The 16,870-nt window shown below is 69.1% G+C and carries 13 protein-coding genes; 6 read left to right on the top strand and 7 right to left on the bottom strand.

The features are described from left to right. Positions 1-32 precede the first annotated feature (32 nt). The 4 genes from FHS28_RS05680 to FHS28_RS05665 all read left to right on the top strand — a co-directional run bounded on the left by FHS28_RS05680 (position 33) and on the right by FHS28_RS05665 (position 6,581). On the top strand, positions 33-1,256 hold the full coding sequence (locus FHS28_RS05680; protein ID WP_088448687.1) for a DesA family fatty acid desaturase: 1,224 nt from the start codon (positions 33-35) through the stop codon (positions 1,254-1,256). Positions 1,257-1,554: 298 nt separating this feature from the next. Then, a complete protein-coding gene (locus tag FHS28_RS05675) occupies positions 1,555-2,082 on the top strand; it encodes a helix-turn-helix transcriptional regulator (RefSeq protein ID WP_088448688.1) in 528 nt (175 codons plus the stop codon). A 103-nt stretch (positions 2,083-2,185) separates the two neighbouring features. Then, entirely contained in the window at positions 2,186-3,220 is a 1,035-nt protein-coding gene (xerD, locus tag FHS28_RS05670) for a site-specific tyrosine recombinase XerD (protein ID WP_375140722.1), read from the top strand. A gap of 172 nt (positions 3,221-3,392) precedes the next feature. Continuing rightward, positions 3,393-6,581, top strand: a complete 3,189-nt coding sequence (locus FHS28_RS05665; protein WP_184294203.1) for a hypothetical protein — start codon at positions 3,393-3,395, stop codon at positions 6,579-6,581. Between the two features lie 2 nt (positions 6,582-6,583). Here FHS28_RS05665 and FHS28_RS05660 read toward each other — a convergent pair whose 3' ends face one another. Next, entirely contained in the window at positions 6,584-7,057 is a 474-nt protein-coding gene (locus tag FHS28_RS05660; RefSeq protein ID WP_088448691.1) for an Lrp/AsnC family transcriptional regulator, read from the bottom strand. Positions 7,058-7,171: 114 nt separating this feature from the next. On the opposite strand from FHS28_RS05660, the gene FHS28_RS05655 reads away from it, so the two are divergent. Next, positions 7,172-7,774 carry a MarC family protein gene (locus FHS28_RS05655; protein WP_088448692.1) on the top strand — a complete coding sequence of 201 codons (603 nt, stop codon included), beginning with the start codon at positions 7,172-7,174 and terminating at the stop codon, positions 7,772-7,774. A gap of 75 nt (positions 7,775-7,849) precedes the next feature. Here the strand turns inward: FHS28_RS05655 and FHS28_RS05650 are convergent, their stop codons facing one another. Continuing rightward, positions 7,850-8,419 (bottom strand): GNAT family N-acetyltransferase, encoded by a 570-nt coding sequence (locus FHS28_RS05650; protein ID WP_088448693.1) that lies wholly within the window; start codon positions 8,417-8,419, stop codon positions 7,850-7,852. 157 nt (positions 8,420-8,576) lie between these two features. Here FHS28_RS05650 and FHS28_RS05645 point away from each other — a divergent pair, with 157 nt between their 5' ends. Beyond that, positions 8,577-9,212, top strand: coding sequence for a GGDEF domain-containing protein (locus tag FHS28_RS05645; protein WP_088448694.1), 636 nt, complete (start codon positions 8,577-8,579; stop codon positions 9,210-9,212). On the opposite strand, the gene FHS28_RS05640 is transcribed toward FHS28_RS05645, so the two are convergent. Genes FHS28_RS05640 through FHS28_RS23845 form a run of 5 tightly spaced genes read right to left on the bottom strand, consistent with a single transcriptional unit; the run spans position 9,188 to position 16,844 of the window. After that, entirely contained in the window at positions 9,188-10,405 is a 1,218-nt protein-coding gene (locus FHS28_RS05640) for a lipocalin-like domain-containing protein (protein ID WP_088448695.1), read from the bottom strand. The two genes, FHS28_RS05645 and FHS28_RS05640, sit on opposite strands and share 25 nt — an antisense overlap. Continuing rightward, positions 10,405-13,071, bottom strand: a complete 2,667-nt coding sequence (locus FHS28_RS05635; protein ID WP_088448696.1) for an ABC transporter permease — start codon at positions 13,069-13,071, stop codon at positions 10,405-10,407. Before FHS28_RS05635 ends, FHS28_RS05640 begins: the two co-directional genes overlap by 1 nt. A 1-nt stretch (position 13,072) precedes the next feature. Then, on the bottom strand, positions 13,073-13,738 hold the full coding sequence (locus FHS28_RS05630) for an ABC transporter ATP-binding protein (RefSeq protein WP_184294201.1): 666 nt from the start codon (positions 13,736-13,738) through the stop codon (positions 13,073-13,075). Further along, positions 13,738-14,685 (bottom strand): tRNA (adenosine(37)-N6)-dimethylallyltransferase MiaA, encoded by a 948-nt coding sequence (miaA, locus tag FHS28_RS05625; RefSeq protein ID WP_088448697.1) that lies wholly within the window; start codon positions 14,683-14,685, stop codon positions 13,738-13,740. Before miaA ends, FHS28_RS05630 begins: the two co-directional genes overlap by 1 nt. Beyond that, entirely contained in the window at positions 14,682-16,844 is a 2,163-nt protein-coding gene (locus FHS28_RS23845; RefSeq protein WP_246409509.1) for a pseudouridine synthase, read from the bottom strand. The genes miaA and FHS28_RS23845 overlap by 4 nt, the downstream gene beginning before the upstream one ends. Between the last annotated feature and the right edge of the window lie 26 nt (positions 16,845-16,870).

Below are 16,870 nucleotides of genomic sequence, written 5' to 3'. Positions count from 1 at the left end.
AACTAGCTCTTGATGAGCAGGGTTAGGACCGAATGAACGTATTGATGAATGTGCATGACGCCGTCGTGAACTTGCTGGCCTATGGCCTGCTGGGCGCGAGCTGGTGGCAGATCCTCGCTTACACGCTGGTGGTGACCCATATCACCATCGCGGCCGTGACGATCTTCCTGCACCGTGCGCAGGCTCACCGCGCGCTGGATCTGGGACCCATCCCGTCGCACTTCTTCCGCTTCTGGCTCTGGATGACCACGGGCATGGTCACTCGCGAGTGGGTGGCCATCCACCGCAAGCACCACGCCAAGTGCGAAACCGAAGAAGACCCGCACAGCCCGGTCACCCGCGGCATCAAGACGGTCATGACCCGGGGCGCCGAGCTGTACCGCTCGGAAGCCAAGAACGAAGAAACCATCAAGAAGTTCAGCCACGGCGTGCCGGACGACTGGATGGAGCGCAACGTCTACAGCCGTCACTCGGTGCTGGGCGTGGCCTCCATGATGATCGTCAACGTGGCGCTGTTCGGCATCATCGGCGTGTCCATCTGGGCCATCCAGATGGCGTGGATTCCGTTCTGGGCCGCAGGTGTCATCAACGGCATCGGCCACTACTGGGGCTATCGCAACTTCGAAGCGACCGATGCTTCCACCAACGTCTCGCCCTGGGGCCTGATCATCGGTGGCGAAGAGCTGCACAACAATCACCACACCTACCCGACGTCGGCCAAGTTCTCGGTCAAGCCGTTCGAATTCGACATCGGCTGGGGCTACATCCGCGCCATGGAGATGATCGGCTGGGCCAAGGTCCGCAAGACCGCCCCGCAGATGCGCACGGGTGAACTGAAGGCCGTGGCCGACAAGGACACGCTGGAAGCCATCATTGCCAACCGCTACGAAGTCATGGCGCGTTATGCCCGTGAACTGCGCGGCGCCTGCAAGGAAGAGGTCCGCAAGATGAAGGCGGCCGGCGAACAGCACAGCGTGAAGTTCCATCAGTTCAAGCTGGCCACCCGTTGGCTGCATCGCGACGCCGAGAAGATCCCGACCGCCTACCAGGCGCAGATCGATGGTGCCCGCGCCGCCAGCCCGGTGCTGGACAAGCTGGTCACCATGCGCGAAGAACTGCGTCAGCTCTGGACCCGTACCAATGTGTCGGCGGAGCAGCTGGTGAATGACCTGCAAGCCTGGTGCCGCAAGGCCGAGGAAAGCGGCATTGCAGAACTGCGCGCCTTCGCGCTGAGCCTGCGTACCGTTCGGGTCTGACCGCCGCTTTTTAGCGCTGCGCTGAGCCTGCGGGCTCCGCGCCACCGCCGCCAAGGGCACCTCTGTGAGGTGCCCTTTTTCTTTTGTCGCGGCGCCCGCTGCACGCGCCCACCCCAGCCATGCATGCGGGCCCGTCGCGTCACGCGGAGTGCATGACTTGCACAAGGCATGGTTGGGCTCACTCACACCTGCACATGCCGTGGAACAAATGTCGTCCACAGCCAAAAATCCGACGCTTCGACCCAGGGCCGACCACGGACCGACGCTGGCCCCGGGAGCCATCTATCGAGGAGTCGATGTGGAGTTTGCTTTCACGCTGAAATATCAACTGTCGAGGGAGGACGGTCACCAACGCGAGCTTGTGGATCGGTTGATGGACACGGGCTGCGGAGACGCCCTGATCCGGCACAGCCCGCCGGGCCGCCTCTCGCTGGCCTTTCACCGAACGGCCGCGTCGGCCGATGAAGCCCTGATCGGGGCCTTGCGGGACATTCGCCAGTCGCTGCCCACGGCCCGTCTGATTGAAGCTGGGCCTGATCTGGTGGGCCTGACCGATGTGGCGGAGCTCGTGGGCGTGACGCGGCAGAACATGCGCAAGCTGATGCTGACGCATATCGCCAGCTTTCCGCCGCCTGTGCATGAGGGCAATGCCTCGTCGGTCTGGCATCTGTCGCAGGTGCTGAGCTGGATGGCCGCGCGCGGCGGGTATCTGCTCAACCCGTCGGTGGTGGGCATGTCCCGCTCCGCCATGCAGGTCAATCTCATCAAGGAGCAGCAACACCTGGACCTGTGTGGCGAGGCCCGCTTCAAGGCGCTCATCTTCTGAGTCAGGGTGAGTCAGGGCGCGGCTGTCCGCCCGGTGGCCATGGGTCGGTGGCATCATCCAGGTCGCGCGACCCTGGCGTTCGGGGTCCCCTCAGCCTGTGCCGATCTCCCCCTTGAAGACATCCGCTCCTTCAGCCGCCCCTGCAACCGCCCCGGTCGCCACCGGTGCCACCGGTGCCACCGCCGCGACCACTGCCACGCCGGCCCCGGTCGCTGCGTCCGACTGGACCCCCGAACAACGGCAGGCGCGCCACGCCAGCCAGCAAGGGATCGATGCGTTCGTGGACGGCCTGTGGATCGAAGAGGGCCTGTCCAAGAACTCGCAACTGGCGTACCGGCGCGATCTTCAGTTGCTGGCCGACTGGCTGGCGTCGGAGCATCGCTCGCTGGATCAGACCCGGGAGCTGGACCTGATGGGCTACGCCCATGCGCGGCACGATCAAAGCAAGACCAGTTCGGCCAACCGCCGCCTGTCCGTCTTCAAGCGTTATTTCCGCTGGGCCTTGCGGGAGAACCGCATGCAGGTGGATCCCACCTTGAAGCTGACCGCCGCACGCGCGCCCCTGCGGGTGCCGAGAACCTTGTCCCAGGAGCAGGTGGAAGCCCTGCTGTCGGCGCCGGATGTGGGCACCGCGCAAGGGCTGCGGGACCGGGCCATGCTGGAGCTGATGTATGCCAGCGGGCTTCGCGTGACCGAGCTGGTCACCCTCAAAAGCGTGCATGTCGGACTGCGCGAGGCGGTCCTGCGGGTGACGGGGAAGGGCAACAAGGAGCGGCTGGTGCCGTTTGGCGAAGAGGCCCACGTCTGGCTGCTGCGCTACTTGCGGGAGGCCCGGCCGGAATTGCTGAGAGTGCAGTCGACCGACGACCTCTTCCTCACCAAGTTCGGCACCGGCATGGCACGCGAAACCTTCTGGCGTCTGGTGAAGAAGTATGCGGTGGTGGCGGGCATCACCAGTCCGCTGTCGCCGCACACCTTGCGCCATGCGTTTGCCACCCACCTGCTCAATCACGGGGCGGACCTGCGGGCGGTCCAGCTGCTGCTGGGTCATGCGGATCTGTCCACCACCCAGATCTATACCCACGTGGCCCGCGAGCGGCTGAAGGTTCTGCACGCGACGCATCATCCGCGTGGATAAAGACCGCCGGCGGCGGCGGTGAGGGCCTTGCGGCCGGAGCGACACTGCCGGGCGGCGGGCGCTGGCTGTGGCGCAGGAGACATCGCTGGTGGCGGGCCCTCGGGCCGCTGGGGGAGAAGGAACCCGGCGCGGGAAGGGGGACACCAAGGGGTGTCGTCACTCGAGCCGTGTCATGTATTCCATCCCTCACTTCCTGGCCTCGCCCGCCACACCCGGCGGCCTCGTCTCCGGCTTCCCGGGCTCCGGGGAGGGCACGGCCTCGTCGCCTGCCGGATGGCCCGTCCGGCAGGCCCATGGGCAGTTTCACGGCCCGTCTTTTGGAGCAGTTCCCCATCGCGCTGGCAGCGGCCCTGCGGTTCAGCTCCATCCCTCCTATGGCCTTCCCCCGCTGACACCGGATGACCTCGCGGTGGGCGGCTTCCGCTTCCCCAGCGCAGCGCCCTCGCTGCCAGCGCCGCAGCTGATGGCGCTGCCGCGTCAGGATTCGCCGGCTGACGACCCGGCGCAAACGCTGCGCTTCCTCTCCTCCCTGCATCAGGAGGGGCGCACCGATCTGGCGCTGGTCAGCGGCCATCCGCCCCTGCTGCATCATGGGCTGGCGCACCTGCTGGCCAATGGCGGTCCCCTGCAGTTCAAGTCCGGCGGCATCGAAGGCGCCGCGTGGGTGGAACAGCATGACGGCGAAGACTGCCTGTGCTTCGACCTGCAGAACACGCACGGACTGTCGGCGACCCACATGGTCCGGCTGCATCACCTGGACCTGACCGCCCCGCCTTCCGACATGCTGGCGCAGATGTCAGCGCTGGACGAAGCCGCGCGTCGGCATCAAGCCCAGGCCCAGGCGGAAGGCTGGGCCGAAGGGTCGGCCGGGCGGCCGGGCGATCCCTCAGCGCGACCGGCGGGCGGCATTGCGCTCGCCTGCCCGAGCGGCGGACGCGACGCGGGCTCTGCCCTGGTGCTGTTCAACGCGGTCCAGCGCCATCGCATGACGATGGAGATGCTCGACGGTCGCACCCCCGCATCCCTCGATCAGGCGCAGCGCATGGCCGAAGCCGCGCTGGAGCGGCACAGCTATGAGCAGCACCGCTACGCCGTGACGCAGCAGGGCAGGGGACTGATGGGCACCGACTTCGCCTCTGGCAACGAGTCGGCGGTCACCGCGGCCCTGGACCTGTTGATGAGACAGGCGTCGGACACGCTTTCGCCCTGGATGTTGAATGCGCCCGATGTGGCGCACGCGCCCGATGGCCGGATGCCGGCGGATGGCGCACCTCCACGGCCACCGCGTTCACTGCAGTCAACGGATCACTCAGCCGACCGTGCAGGCAAGCACACCACGACCGGCCATGCCGCCGATGCAACGAAACAGGCCGCCGCCAACGAGGGTGTGAGCGGCCAGCCGCTGGCGCGACGCCAACCGCCGCCGCCACCGGCCCGCGGGTCCAGTCTGCTGCCGAAGGAGCAGCAGACCGGCGGCCATCCCGCTCTGGACGTGGCGCACGCGCCTGCGCCCCCTGCACCGCACTCGACTCACCCGCCACATGCGCCACATGCGCCACATGCGCCACATGCGCCGCATGCGCCACACGAGTCATACCCGTCAGCTTCAGGGTCGGGAACGGCTACGTCGGATGCTTCGGTGTCCGCATCCCTTTCCAACGCCTCCACTGCCGCCGCGACGAGAGACGGCGCTGTCAAGCCCTTCCTGTCCACCTTTGCCCCGCTTCCGCCTGACGCCAGCCGTGCGGCGCCGGGCGCATCGACGCAGGAGCGCGCTGGCGCATCCACGCCGCCGCCGCTGCCGCCGCGTCAGGGCAGCGCCTCCGCGCCACTGTCATTGCACCAGCCGAATCAGCCGCTGCCGCAGCCGCACCAGTCCCCGCAGCAACCGCACCAGCCGCTGCCGCAGCAGCAACCCCGTCGACCGGCGCCCGCCGCACCGCCGCCACCCCCCGCTCGCACGGCAGCACCAACGGCACCGCCGCCCCCGCCGAGTGCCTCGAAGTCCCGGCCGCCGTCACCGCTGCGTCCGGTTCCGCCGCCTGTGGTGCCGAAACAGGACAACGGCACCCGCACCTCTCAAGACATGTCAGCGGCACGCGGCCACGGTGGCGTCCGTGCGACTTCCGAAGAGGCACCGGCGTTGCCACCCAAGGCAGGGGGGGCACCGCCGGCTTCGCAGTCGCCCGGTTCCAGGCAGACCCCTCCGTCCCCCCGGACGCCGAGGTCCGTCCAGCCGTCCCGGCCGGCGGAGTCAACCAATTCCCCGCGCATGCCGCGGTCCCCGTTGGCGCCCCGTTCTCCCCAGCCCGCGCGTCGTGAAGTGCTGATCGAACCGAATTCCGCCGATATTCCCAGCGTGCCCACGCTGGAAGAGCTTGGCATGGCGCCTACCGGCTCCCGCGAGGCCACCGACGACCTCGACCGTCTGGCCGATCAGCTGCTGACTGGAGACAAGCCACCGCGGGGACGTCTGAATCTGCCGCTGACCGCCGCCGAAGAGGCCGAATTCGAAAGCCTGGTGGCTGAGCTGCTGCCTGAGGAACGGGAGAAAATGGGCTTCGGTCCGCCCTCCGGCCACTCGGCGGGATCCGACACCGCCAAGACCGACGCCGCCCTTCAGAATAGGAACGAAGCTGGTGACGTTGACGCTGACGCCGCCTCCCCCCCCGCGCCGGACTACGACGACCTCCCCACAGAGTTCCCGCCGACCTATGCGGAAGTCGTGGCCATGGAAACCGCACGGGTTGATCCGTCCTCCGCGCAAGGCGCCCAGGTGCTGCGGTCCTACAGCCATCACATTGACAGAGAGGTCGCAGACCCCGCGTCGCTGGCGATCGGTCTGGCCCATGTGATGGAGCGCCTGGCCGAGCCACCGCCCACCACCTGGCAGAACGTCAAGCGCGCCCTCGTGGGACGCACCAAGCCGGCTGAGCCGCTCACCCTGCGAGACGAGGTATTGACCCGTCTGATGGCGGGCGTGCGGCGCATGAGCGAAGGTTTTGTCGCTTCAGATCCCGCGCTTCCTCCGAAGGAATATCGTCAGGAGCGCATGGCCTATCTGGAGGCCGAGATGGCGGATGCCCTTCAGGCCAGCATCGGCGTCCTGAGCCCGGCAGCCCAGAAACGGATCTTCGCTCGCATCAAGGACGACCAGAACGACATCTGGCGCGAGCTACACAACTCGGCCGAGGCGTTGCGGCGTCCGCGTGTGCTGACGAACCTGGGACCGAGCGCCGGCGAGTTCATTGTGGAAACGGGTCAGATGCACGACCTCCTGATTCGCGCCATGAAGCGGGTGGGCGCCGAGGGCATCACGCCCAGGGCCATGACCGCTGCCACCGCCGCCACCGGCGGCTGATCTCAATCCACCGGATACCCCGCCGGTGGCTTGATTTCCTCCAGGCAGATCATCGACCTCACATCCGCCACGCCCTCCAGCTGCATCAGCCGGTCCGTCAGGAAGGTGGACAGGCCCTTGAGGTTGCTCGCCGCCACCTTGAGCAGATAGTCGCAGTCCCCGGACACCGTGTGGCATTCCAGGATCTCCGGGAAGTCGCGGATCAGCGACTCAATCTCCCGCACCCGGGCGAAGGCCTGCGCGGTGATGTTCAGGCTGACATACGCCACCACCTCCAATCCCAGCGACTGAGGGGCCACGTCGGCCCGGTAGCCGCGCAGCACGCCGCGTTCCTCCAGCGCCCGCACCCGCCGAAAACACTGCGGCGCGGACAGGTGCACCTGGCTGGCCAGATCCACGTTGGAGATCCGTCCGTCGCGCTGGAGGATGTCCAGGATCTTTCGGTCGATGGCGTCCAGGCCGGTCTTCTCGTTCATGGGGGGAGGGTCCGCTCAAACTTTCGAGCGATTTTAGGGAAACTGACGCAGGAACGTTTCGCTTGATGCGATCTGCGAATGCCGACCGCGCAGCCATCAGGGACAATCCGGCCCATGGATCACAGTTTTCTCTCCGCCCTCATTCTGTTGCTGCTGGTGCTGGACCCGCTGGGCAGCCTGCCCATCTTCATTCCCATCATGCGGGGCGTGCCCAAGGAACGCCGCATCAAGGTGGCCCTGCGTGAAGTGAGCATCGCGTTCGGCGTGCTGCTGGTGTTCATGTTCCTGGGCGACAGCTTCCTGCGCCTGATGCACCTCTCCGAGCGTTCGCTGGAAGTGGCCGGCGGCGTGATTCTGATCATCATCGCCATCCGCATGATCTTCAGCCACGCGGGCGACAGCGCCTACGGTGCCGACACGGGCCGCGAACCGCTGATCTTCCCACTGGCCGTGCCGCTGCTGGCCGGCCCCTCCGCCATGGCGACGGTGCTGCTTCTGGCGTCCCGCCAGCCGGACCGCATCATGGAATGGATCGGCGCGCTGTTCACCGCCATGGTCCTGTCGTTCCTGGCACTGATCCTGGCGGACCGCATCCGCAAGCTGCTGGGCGACTCGGTGGTCTCCGCCCTGGAAAAGCTGATGGGCCTGGTGCTGACTGCCATTGCTGTTGAAATGATCCTGGCCGGCCTGAAGCGCTACTTCGTTGGCGGCTTCTGAACGTTCAGGCGGCGGTCGGGCCTGAAGTCCGGAGCGCGCTCCAGCTCACCGTCCGGCCGCGCCTGACGCCACACTTCAGGCGATCTCTTCCGGCACCACTTCATCCATGGCCTTGGCCCGGGCCGGCGAGCGGGCCCAGTCTTCGGCGCTGAGGTCGTAGTAGACGGCGTCTTCGCCATGCCAGGGCTCAATGCCGCGGTAGCGCATGCCCAGCCGCTGCATCACCTGCGCCGAATCCAGGTTGTCCTTGGCGCAGACGGCGACGAGGGCCGGCGTCATCAGCTGGTCGAAGGCAAAACGCGCCATGCGGCGCGCCGCTTCCGATGCCAGGCCTTGCCCCCAGCGGTCCCGTCGCAAACGCCAGCCGATCTCCAGCGGCTCCGTCTGTTCAGGATTCAGGCGCTGAATGCAGCCAGCGCCCACCAGCTCCCCGGTGCTTCGTTCGAAGAAACTCCACCAGGAATAGCCCCACTGTTGCCATCGCAATTTCACCCGGTCGATCGCGGCCTGGGTGTTTGCCAGCGATTCAGCCTCGCCGCCCAGATACCGCATGACCTCAAGGTCGCTGTTCATGGCGTTGAGCCCGTGCAGGTGATCATCCTGGAAGGGCACCAGGTGCAGTCGGGGGGTGAGCAATTGCGTCATGCCCCGACTCTACGCCGGGCTGCACCGGTCTGACAGCTGGTGACATCCGGGGTGTTCACCTTCGGCGGGAACAGGCCTATGCTCCCTCGGAAAGGGGGCGGCGCGTGGCTTGCTCCTGTGCTGCAATTGAGATTCCAACGGCAAGGCGGGCAACGGCATGTCTCAAGCGTTGATCAAAGGCAAAGGCCCCAAGGCCTGGTGGAGCCGGCTGCGCCGTCACTGGCAGGCACGTGGCAGCGACGTCCGGCAGGAGGCGTCGGCCAGCGCGCAGCCCGAGGAAGCGCAGCTGATGGCGGCGCTCCGGCGCGAAGCCGCTCGCGCCCAGCGCCACGGCCACGACGGCGCGCTGGTGTTGCTGGAACTTGACCCCTGGCTGCGTCTGCAGCATCAATTCGGCAGCGACTGCGTCACCGCGCTGGATGAGCGGCTCGGCCAACTGGTGCAGCAACAGTTGCGCGGTGGGGACTGGCTGATGAGGCTGCCGCGCGGCGTCTGGGCGGCGTATCTGCCGTGCACCGACCCGCTGGGCGCCCTCGATGCAGCGGACCGCCTGCGACACCGGGTGTCCATGCTCGACTACCGCTGGTCCGGGCAAGCCCTGCCGCTGAGTGCCAGTCTGGGGCTGGCCCACTGGCAGGACTGGCAACGGGAACCGCAGCAAGGCGCCGACCAGTTGCTGCAGCAGGCGCGGCAGGCGCTGGCCATGGCGCGGGGGGCCGGATGCAATTGTGTACGGGCGTACGCCGTCACGCCGTCCGGCCGCAACCGCTACAGCGGCACCCGGCCGGCATAACCGGTCATCTCCAAATAACCCCAGCCGCGCAGCGCGCCGGCTTCGTCCAGCACCCGCACCACGCCCTCCCAGTAGAGAAAGCCGGTGGTGCGACGGGCATCCACTTCCTGCGCATCGAACATCGCTTCAATGGTCCAGGCGCCCTTGGGCGTGCGGACCCGCCATCGCACCGGATATCGGCTCAGGCTGGTCGGGCTGCTCCAGAAGGCCAGCGGCTCGAACTGCAGACGGCCTTCCAGGTCCTGCTGACCGCCCGTGGCGTCCCGCCAGGTGCCGCCGGTCCAGAGCGTGCTGCCGTTGCGGCGCCGCATCTGGAACAGCATCATCGCCGAGCCGTCCAGCATGTTCAGGCCCAGCCAGTCCCAGCCGACGGCCCGGCTGTCGTTGTCGTCGGTGCCGCTGCCCAGATAGGCGTGGCTCCACTCATGATCCAGCCAGCATTGGGCCTGGACGTTCTGCGGCGGCTGACCATCCACCGCCAGTTGGCCTTGGCCCGACAGCTGTGGCTCGCTGACGTAGCGGCTGGCCTGCTGCGGCTGCGGCCCCTTCTGTGACCAGCCTTCCCGGCCCTGCAACAGCGGCGGCAGCGGGGCGTCGAGGGTCAGCGACAGGGCCACGTTCGCCGGCTGGCTGCGGAAGGCCAGTTGGTACCGGCTCAGGCCTTGCGGCCCGGCGCGCCGGTTCAGCGTCCAGTCGCCCAGGCGGACGCGGGTGTCGGTCTCGTCAGCGGCGGCGTTGGCGAATCCCTGACGCAGCAGATGTTGGTCGTGGTGGATGCGATGGCGCACCAGATCCGTCACCGCCACATGCGCCAGCATGATCTGGCTCGGTGCGAAGCGGCTGTCCAGCGGACGCTCCAGCTCGCGGCGCACCCGGAAGAAGGTCAGCTGGAAGCCATAGGCGGGGGCCTCGGTCAAGGACGTGCGTGAGGGCAGGGCCGGCGTTCCGGTCGATGGCCGCAACACCCCGGTGACATACCACCACTCCACCCGCGTCTCCGGATGCGAGCCGTGGTCGCGTGGGAATTTCAGCGGTGCCCGCGACAGGACGGGGACGTCCCCCGGACCGGACGCGGCGGCGGCCGGTGCGGGGGCGGCGGCCGCGCTCACCCGATCGGCCAGCGTCGACCCGACCACGCCCAGCGCCAGCCCACGCGCACCCAGCCCCAACAGCAGCGGACGTCGTCCGATCATCACCAATCCTCCCGCACCGCGCGCAGCGCTTCACCTTGACGCGAACCGAGGGCCCTCGCTGCGGCCACCGCCGCAGTGATGCCGGTGGCCACCAGGCTGGCCAGCAGCAGTTCGGCGACCCGGTCCCAGGGGACCTGCCAGTCCATGCTCCAGTGGAAGCTTTGCGGATTGAGCTTGAACACCAGCACCGCGCTGATCGCCAGGCCCACCAGCAGTCCCATCAAGGCGCCGGCGAGTCCCTGGATCAGCGTCTCCCCCAGCACCAGCCGGCGCAACATCGCGCGGGTCAGGCCCAGGTGCATCAGCAATCCGAATTCACGTCGGCGGGCCAGCAACTGCGCGGACAGGCTCGCCGCCACGCCAAACAGCCCCAGCCCGAGCCCGACCGCCTGCAACCAGTAGGTGATGGCGAAGCTGCGGTCAAACATCGCCAGCGAGAACCGCCGCAATTCACCGGCGGACGCCATTTCCACCGATTCCGGGGAAGACGCCAGCTGCCGCAGACTCGCCTGCACCGCCTGAAGGTCGGCCTGCGGCGACAACCACAGCGCGAGTTCCGTCAGGGTTGCGTCTCCGCTGACCCGTTGCCAGTCCGCCCGTTCCACCAGCACGGCCGATGACTGACGGCTGTAGTCCCGCCAGATGCCCTTCACCGCAGCCGGCAGGTCGCGGCCGCTGACCCGCAGCAGGAAGCGCGCGCCCGGTTGCAGGCCGAGCGCATCGCGCATCGCTTCGTTGATGTAGACCCCCAATGCATCGGCAGGGGCGGCGACGGTGTCGCCCTGCAGCGGCAGGCTGTGGTCCAGCGGCCGGGCCAGCAGCGTGGCGCGGTCCTGCCGTCCATCGGCCAGGCGCAGTCCGATCTCACGAGTGCGCTGCGCTTCGACCCGCGTCACGCCCGCCAGTGCCGCCGCCTTCTCGGCCATCGCCGGATCCAGGGGGCGGGCCTGCTCCGAGGTGTCGCGGGCGGTCTGGCGCAAATAGAGGTCGGCCGGCAGCATCTGCATCAGCCATTGGTCGAGCGAGAGCCGGAAGCTGGCGATCATCACCAGCATCGCCACCGCCAGCGCGAGCGCCACCAAAACGCCTGCAATCAGCCGGCCGGCTTCCCCCGCTTGATCACGGGCGCGTTCCACCGCCAGCAGCGGCAAGGCCGAGTGCGCGGCGCGACGGCGCATCAGGCCGGTGATCACCCGCAGCAACCACGGCACGCTGCCCAGCGCGCCCAGCAGCAGGGTCACCATCGCGCCATAGGCGCCCAGCGGGAGGTCCTCCACCGGGGGCAGGGCCGCCAGCGGCAGCGAGGCCAGCAGCAGCGCGGGACCCAGCAACCACCAGCGTTGATCCGGTGCGCCGCTGCCCAGACCCTTGAGCACCTGCGCGGCGGGCAGCCGGCGCAGCCGGGCCAGGGGCAGGGCGGCCGCGCCCAGGCTCACCACCGGGCCCAGCAGCAGCAGGCCAAGGATGGAAGCGGTCGACGTCTGCAGCACCGGTCGCGCGCCGGACAGGCCCATCATGCCGCTGCCCAGGTCGCCGCCAAGCTGCCGCAATCCCAGTTCCGCCAGCCCCAGCGCCAGCAGCAGGCCCAGCACCGCCCCGGCCAGCCCCAGCAGCAGCGCTTCGCCAAGCAGCAGGCCGAGCCGTTGGCGGGCACTCATGCCCAGCACGCCAAGCAGCGCCAGCTGCGGCAGCCGTTGCGCCACCGACAGGCTGTGCACTGCAAACACCATGAATGCGCCGACGAACAGGGCCATCAGCGACAGCACACCGAGATTGAGGCGGTAAGCCTGGGTGAGTCTGCGGGCGTCGTCGGCCTGCTGCCGAGCCTGATCCTGCGGCGCCACCGCGCGGATGCCTTCGGGCCAGGCCGTGGGGACGGCCTGGCCCGGCACCATGCGCAGCAGGATGGCGTCCAGTTCACCGGGGCGTTGCAGCAGGGCCTGCGCCCACGCGATGTCCATGATCAGGACCGATTGATTGGCGTCGGGCACGGTGCCGGCCACGGTCACCGGAACCTGTCCGCCCGGAAGGTCCATCTGCAGCGCGGCGAGCGCTGGCGCGCCGGTCTCCGCTGCGGCAGCTGGGGCGCCGGAGGCGGCTGTGAGTGCTGTCGATGCTGTTCCGCTCGTCGTGGCAGCCGATGAGATTGCCGCCGTCGATGCGGGCCCCTGCGCCCCCGACCCATGCAACTGCCGCAGGGCGGCGTCACTGACCAGCACCGCCGGGCCACCCAATGCGTCCGTCAGCCGCTGGCTGTCGCCGCGCGGCAGCCACTGCGTATGAAAGGCGCCCATCTGCAGCAGGTCCAGGCCCAGCAGCCGCAGTCGCACCCAGCGACCGTCGGCCGCCCGCACCTGCACGCTGCCTTGAAGTCGCGGCGCAAGCGCAGCGATGTCCGGCCGCTGCGCCAGCTCGCCATACACCGCATCGGTCAAGCCGGGCGCGCCCGGCATGGCCTGCAGTTCCAGATCGGCCTGCGCGCTGCTCTGCCGAGCGGCCTGCTCAAACTGCGCCAGCGCCGATCCGTTGATCCAATGCACCGCACCGGCCAGCGCCAGCCCGAGTGCGATCGTCAGCAGCGCGGCCAGTTGCCGTCCCCACTGCAGACGCAGGGCCGGCCACGAGAGTTGCCACCACCAGGCCCAGGCCTGCCGAAGCGACCGCATGTCAGGCGTCCACCAGTTGGCCACCCTCCAACCGCAGCCGGCGGTCGGCCAGGGCGGCGGCATGGGCGGAGTGGGTCACCAGCAGGCAGGCCGCGCCTTGCTGCTGCAGTTGCTGGCGCAGCAGCTGCATCACCTGGTCCGCATGGCGCGGATCCAGATTGCCGGTCGGTTCATCTGCCAGCACCAGCGAGGGCCGGTGCACCAGCGCCCGGGCAATCGCCACCCGCTGCAGCTGGCCGCCGGACAGCTCACGCGGCAGCTGACGGGCTTTGTCGGAGAGCCCGACGGCGGCCAGCATCTCATCGACGCGGGCCGCATCCGGCCGACCCTGCAGCAGCAGCGGCAGCCCGATGTTGTCCCGCACCGTCAGATGCGGCAGCACATGGAACGCCTGGAATACAAAACCGAGCCGCTCCCGGCGCAGAGCCGCCTGACCGGCTTCGTCCAGGCGCAGCAGGTCCTGCCCGTCCAGCAGCACCCGCCCTTCGTCCAGCGGCTCCAGCGCCGCCAGGCCGTTGAGCAGCGTGGACTTGCCACTGCCCGATTCCCCCAGCAGCGCCAGCAGCTCGCCGCGTTGCAACTGCAGGTCCAGCTGTTCAAACAGCGTCTGACCGCCGAAGCGTTTGGTCAGACCGGAAGCGATCAGCAGCGGGGGCACATCGGGCATCAGCGCAAATCCTCGATCAGGGTCATCACAGCAGTCAGGGCGTCCGGCTGCTCCGCCTGCACGACCCGGCGGGCCGGCATGCTGCGCAGCCAGGTGATCTGGCGTTTGGCCAGTTGGCGGGTGGCGGCGGTGCCGCGCTCCTGCAAGGCGGCAAGATCTGGCTCTGGCCGGCCCAGCGCCTGGGCCTCATCCAGCAGTTCCCAGGCCTGCCGGTAGCCGACGCAGCGCATGGAGGGCAGGTCTGGGGTCAGGTCGCCGCGGGCGCGAAGGCTCCGGACTTCATCCACCAGCCCGTCGCGGATCATCTGGGCAAAGCGCTCGCCCAGCCGCTGATGCAGCCAGGCGCGGGCCTGGTCGCCCGGCTCCAGCGAGATCAGCGGCCAGTCCACCCCCGCGCTGCGCTGACGCTGGTAGAGCGCGGACATCGGCTCACCCGTCAGCAGGCAGACTTCGAGCGCCCGCTGGATGCGCTGGCTGTCCATCGGCGCGAGCCGCGCGGCGGTGGCTGGGTCCAGGGTGGCGAGCCACGCATGCAGGGCCGGCCAGCCCTCACGGTCGGCGCGGGCATCCAGGTCGGCGCGCAGGGCGGCGTCGGCCTGCGGAAGCTCCGACAGGCCGTCAAACAGCGCCTTGAAATACAGCATCGTGCCGCCCACCAGCAGCGGACGGGCGCCGCGGGCCTGGATCTGCGGCACCAGGGCCAGGGTGTCCCGCACGAACTGCGCGGCGGAGTAGGCCTGCGTCGGCTCGAGGAGGTCGATCAGGTGGTGCGGCACCTCGGCCAGTTCTGCGGCGCTGGGTTTGGCGGTGCCGATGTCCATGCCCCGGTAGACCAGGGCCGAGTCCACGCTGATGATCTCGACCTTCTCACGACGCGCGAGCGCCAGAGCGGCGGCCGTCTTGCCGCAGCCCGTCGGACCCGCCAGGCACAGGGGCCGCACGCTCAAAAGCGCTCCCACGGGGCCAGGTAACGCCACTGGCCGGCCGGCAGCTGGCCCAGGGGGATGCGGCCGATGCGCACGCGCTTGAGGCCCAGCACCTTCAGGCCGACCAGCTCGCACATCCGGCGGATCTGGCGCTTGCGACCTTCCCGCAGCACAAAGCGCAGCTGGTCTTCATTGGCCCAGCTGACCTTGGCCGGCTTGAGCTCCACGCCATCCAGTTCCAGGCCGTGGTTGAGCAGACCCAGGGCCGACGGGTCCAGCTGGTGCTGGGCGGGAATGTTCTCCGGGCCGTGCTCCATGGCGACGCGGACCAGGTATTCCTTCTCCACATTCGACTCCTCGCCGATCAGGTGGCGGGCGATGCGGCCATCCTGGGTCAGCACCAGCAGGCCGGTGGAGTCGATGTCCAGGCGGCCGGCTGGCGCGAGGTGGCGGCCGTGGCCCGGGGCCCAGGTGATGCTCGCCGGATCTTCCGACCAGTGGGTGTCGGCCTTGACCAGCACCGCGGCCGGCTCATAACCATCTTCGGCCTGGCCGGAGACGTAGCCGATCGGCTTGTGCAGCAGGATGGTGACCCGCTGCGCCTGCTGTTCGCGGGCGGCAGGGTCGATCTCGATCTTGGCGTCGGGGCCGACGCGCTGGCCCAGCTCGGCGAGTTTGCCGTCGACCGTCACCCAGCCGGCATCGATCCACTCATCGGCTTCCCGGCGTGAGGCCAGCCCCAGTTCGCTCATGCGCTTGGACAGGCGCTCGCCCTCGGAGGGGTCGGCCTGGCGCTGCGGCGCCGGCTGGCGGGAGCGCGGGGTCTCGCCGTCTTCTTCGAAGAAGCGGCGGGAGAGGGGACGGTCGGTGCGGGGACGGTCGGCGGGGTAGCGTTGTGTGGCGTCGCTCTGCGGGCGGTCGCCGCGCTCATCGAAGCGGCCATCGACGGAGCGGCCGCCCGAGCGGTCATCGCTGCGGACGCCGCCGGGTGCACCGCCGTAGCGGGACTCTCGATCGCCGCCGCCCTGGAAGCCGCGGTCGTTGCCGTAGCCGCCGCGCGGGCCGCGATCTGGGCCCGATGGACCCCGGTCATTGCCGCGCGACGGGCCGCGATCGCCACCACCGAAGCTGCCACGGTCGTTGCCGTAGCCGGCGCGCGGGCCACCGAAGCCGCCGCGGTCGCCCCCTCGATCGGCACCGTAACCGCCTCGGTCTCCGCCGCCGGAACCACCACGGTCGTTGCCGCCAAAACCGCCTCGGTTGCCGCCGAAGCCACCGCGATCATCACTACGAGGACCGCCACGGAACCCACCACGGTCAGCGCCCCGGTCATTGCCGTGGAATCCGCCGCCATAGCCGCCCCACTGGCCTCCGCGATCCCCACCGCGATCCCCGCCCCGGTTGGGACCACGATCCCCATAAGCTCCGCTGCCACGCGTATCGCCGCGATCTTCCCGGGCGTACCGGTCTTCACGCTGCGGACGGCTCTCCTGCGAATAGCGGCTGCCGCGGTCTTCGCGCTCGTTGTGCAGGCCGCCCATCTCGCGACGGACAGGGGCCTCGCGACGCTCACCAAAACCGCCTTCGCGGCGGTCGCCAAAACCACCTTCGCGACGCGGGCCGCCTTCACGCGGACCGCCATCGCGCGGGCCTCCAAAGCCGGGTCCACGACCTTCTGCGGGTCCGCGGAAACTGCTGCGGTCGCCACCTCGGTCACCCCCGCGCGATTGGCCCTGGCCACCGCCGAACCCACCGCCGGAACGGCCGGCAGAACCGCCGCCCGAGCCACCGCCGAATCCGCCTCCGGATCCACTGCCGGATCCACCACGGGGGCCACCCTGGCCTTGCGGCGCGCGGCCATACCGGTCGTCCGGACGTCCGCCGCGCGCATCGCCACTGCGACCCGGACCACGACCTTCCGGCCGACCGCCGGAGCGCCCCTCCGGACGTCCTTCGGAACGCCCCTCCGGGCGCCCGCCGGACCGACGCGGGTCCTGCGATTCTTCCGATCGCCGCTGCTCATACGCCGCCTGACGTTCGGCCCGTTCCGCCTGGGCCTGGGCCAGGGTCGGACGGGGTTTGCCGACGCCGGTGCCGCGCACGGGCGTGCGGCGCGGACCGCCGGTGCTGGACGGCTGGTCGCTGGCCGGTTTGTTCTTGTTGAGTTTGATCGTGGCCATGTCGGTACTACGTCAGAGGGAGTGGA

This window comes from Roseateles terrae (assembly GCF_014192155.1).
Lineage (GTDB): Bacteria > Pseudomonadota > Gammaproteobacteria > Burkholderiales > Burkholderiaceae_C > Roseateles > Roseateles terrae.
This window is presented reverse-complemented; position numbering and strand designations above follow the sequence as displayed.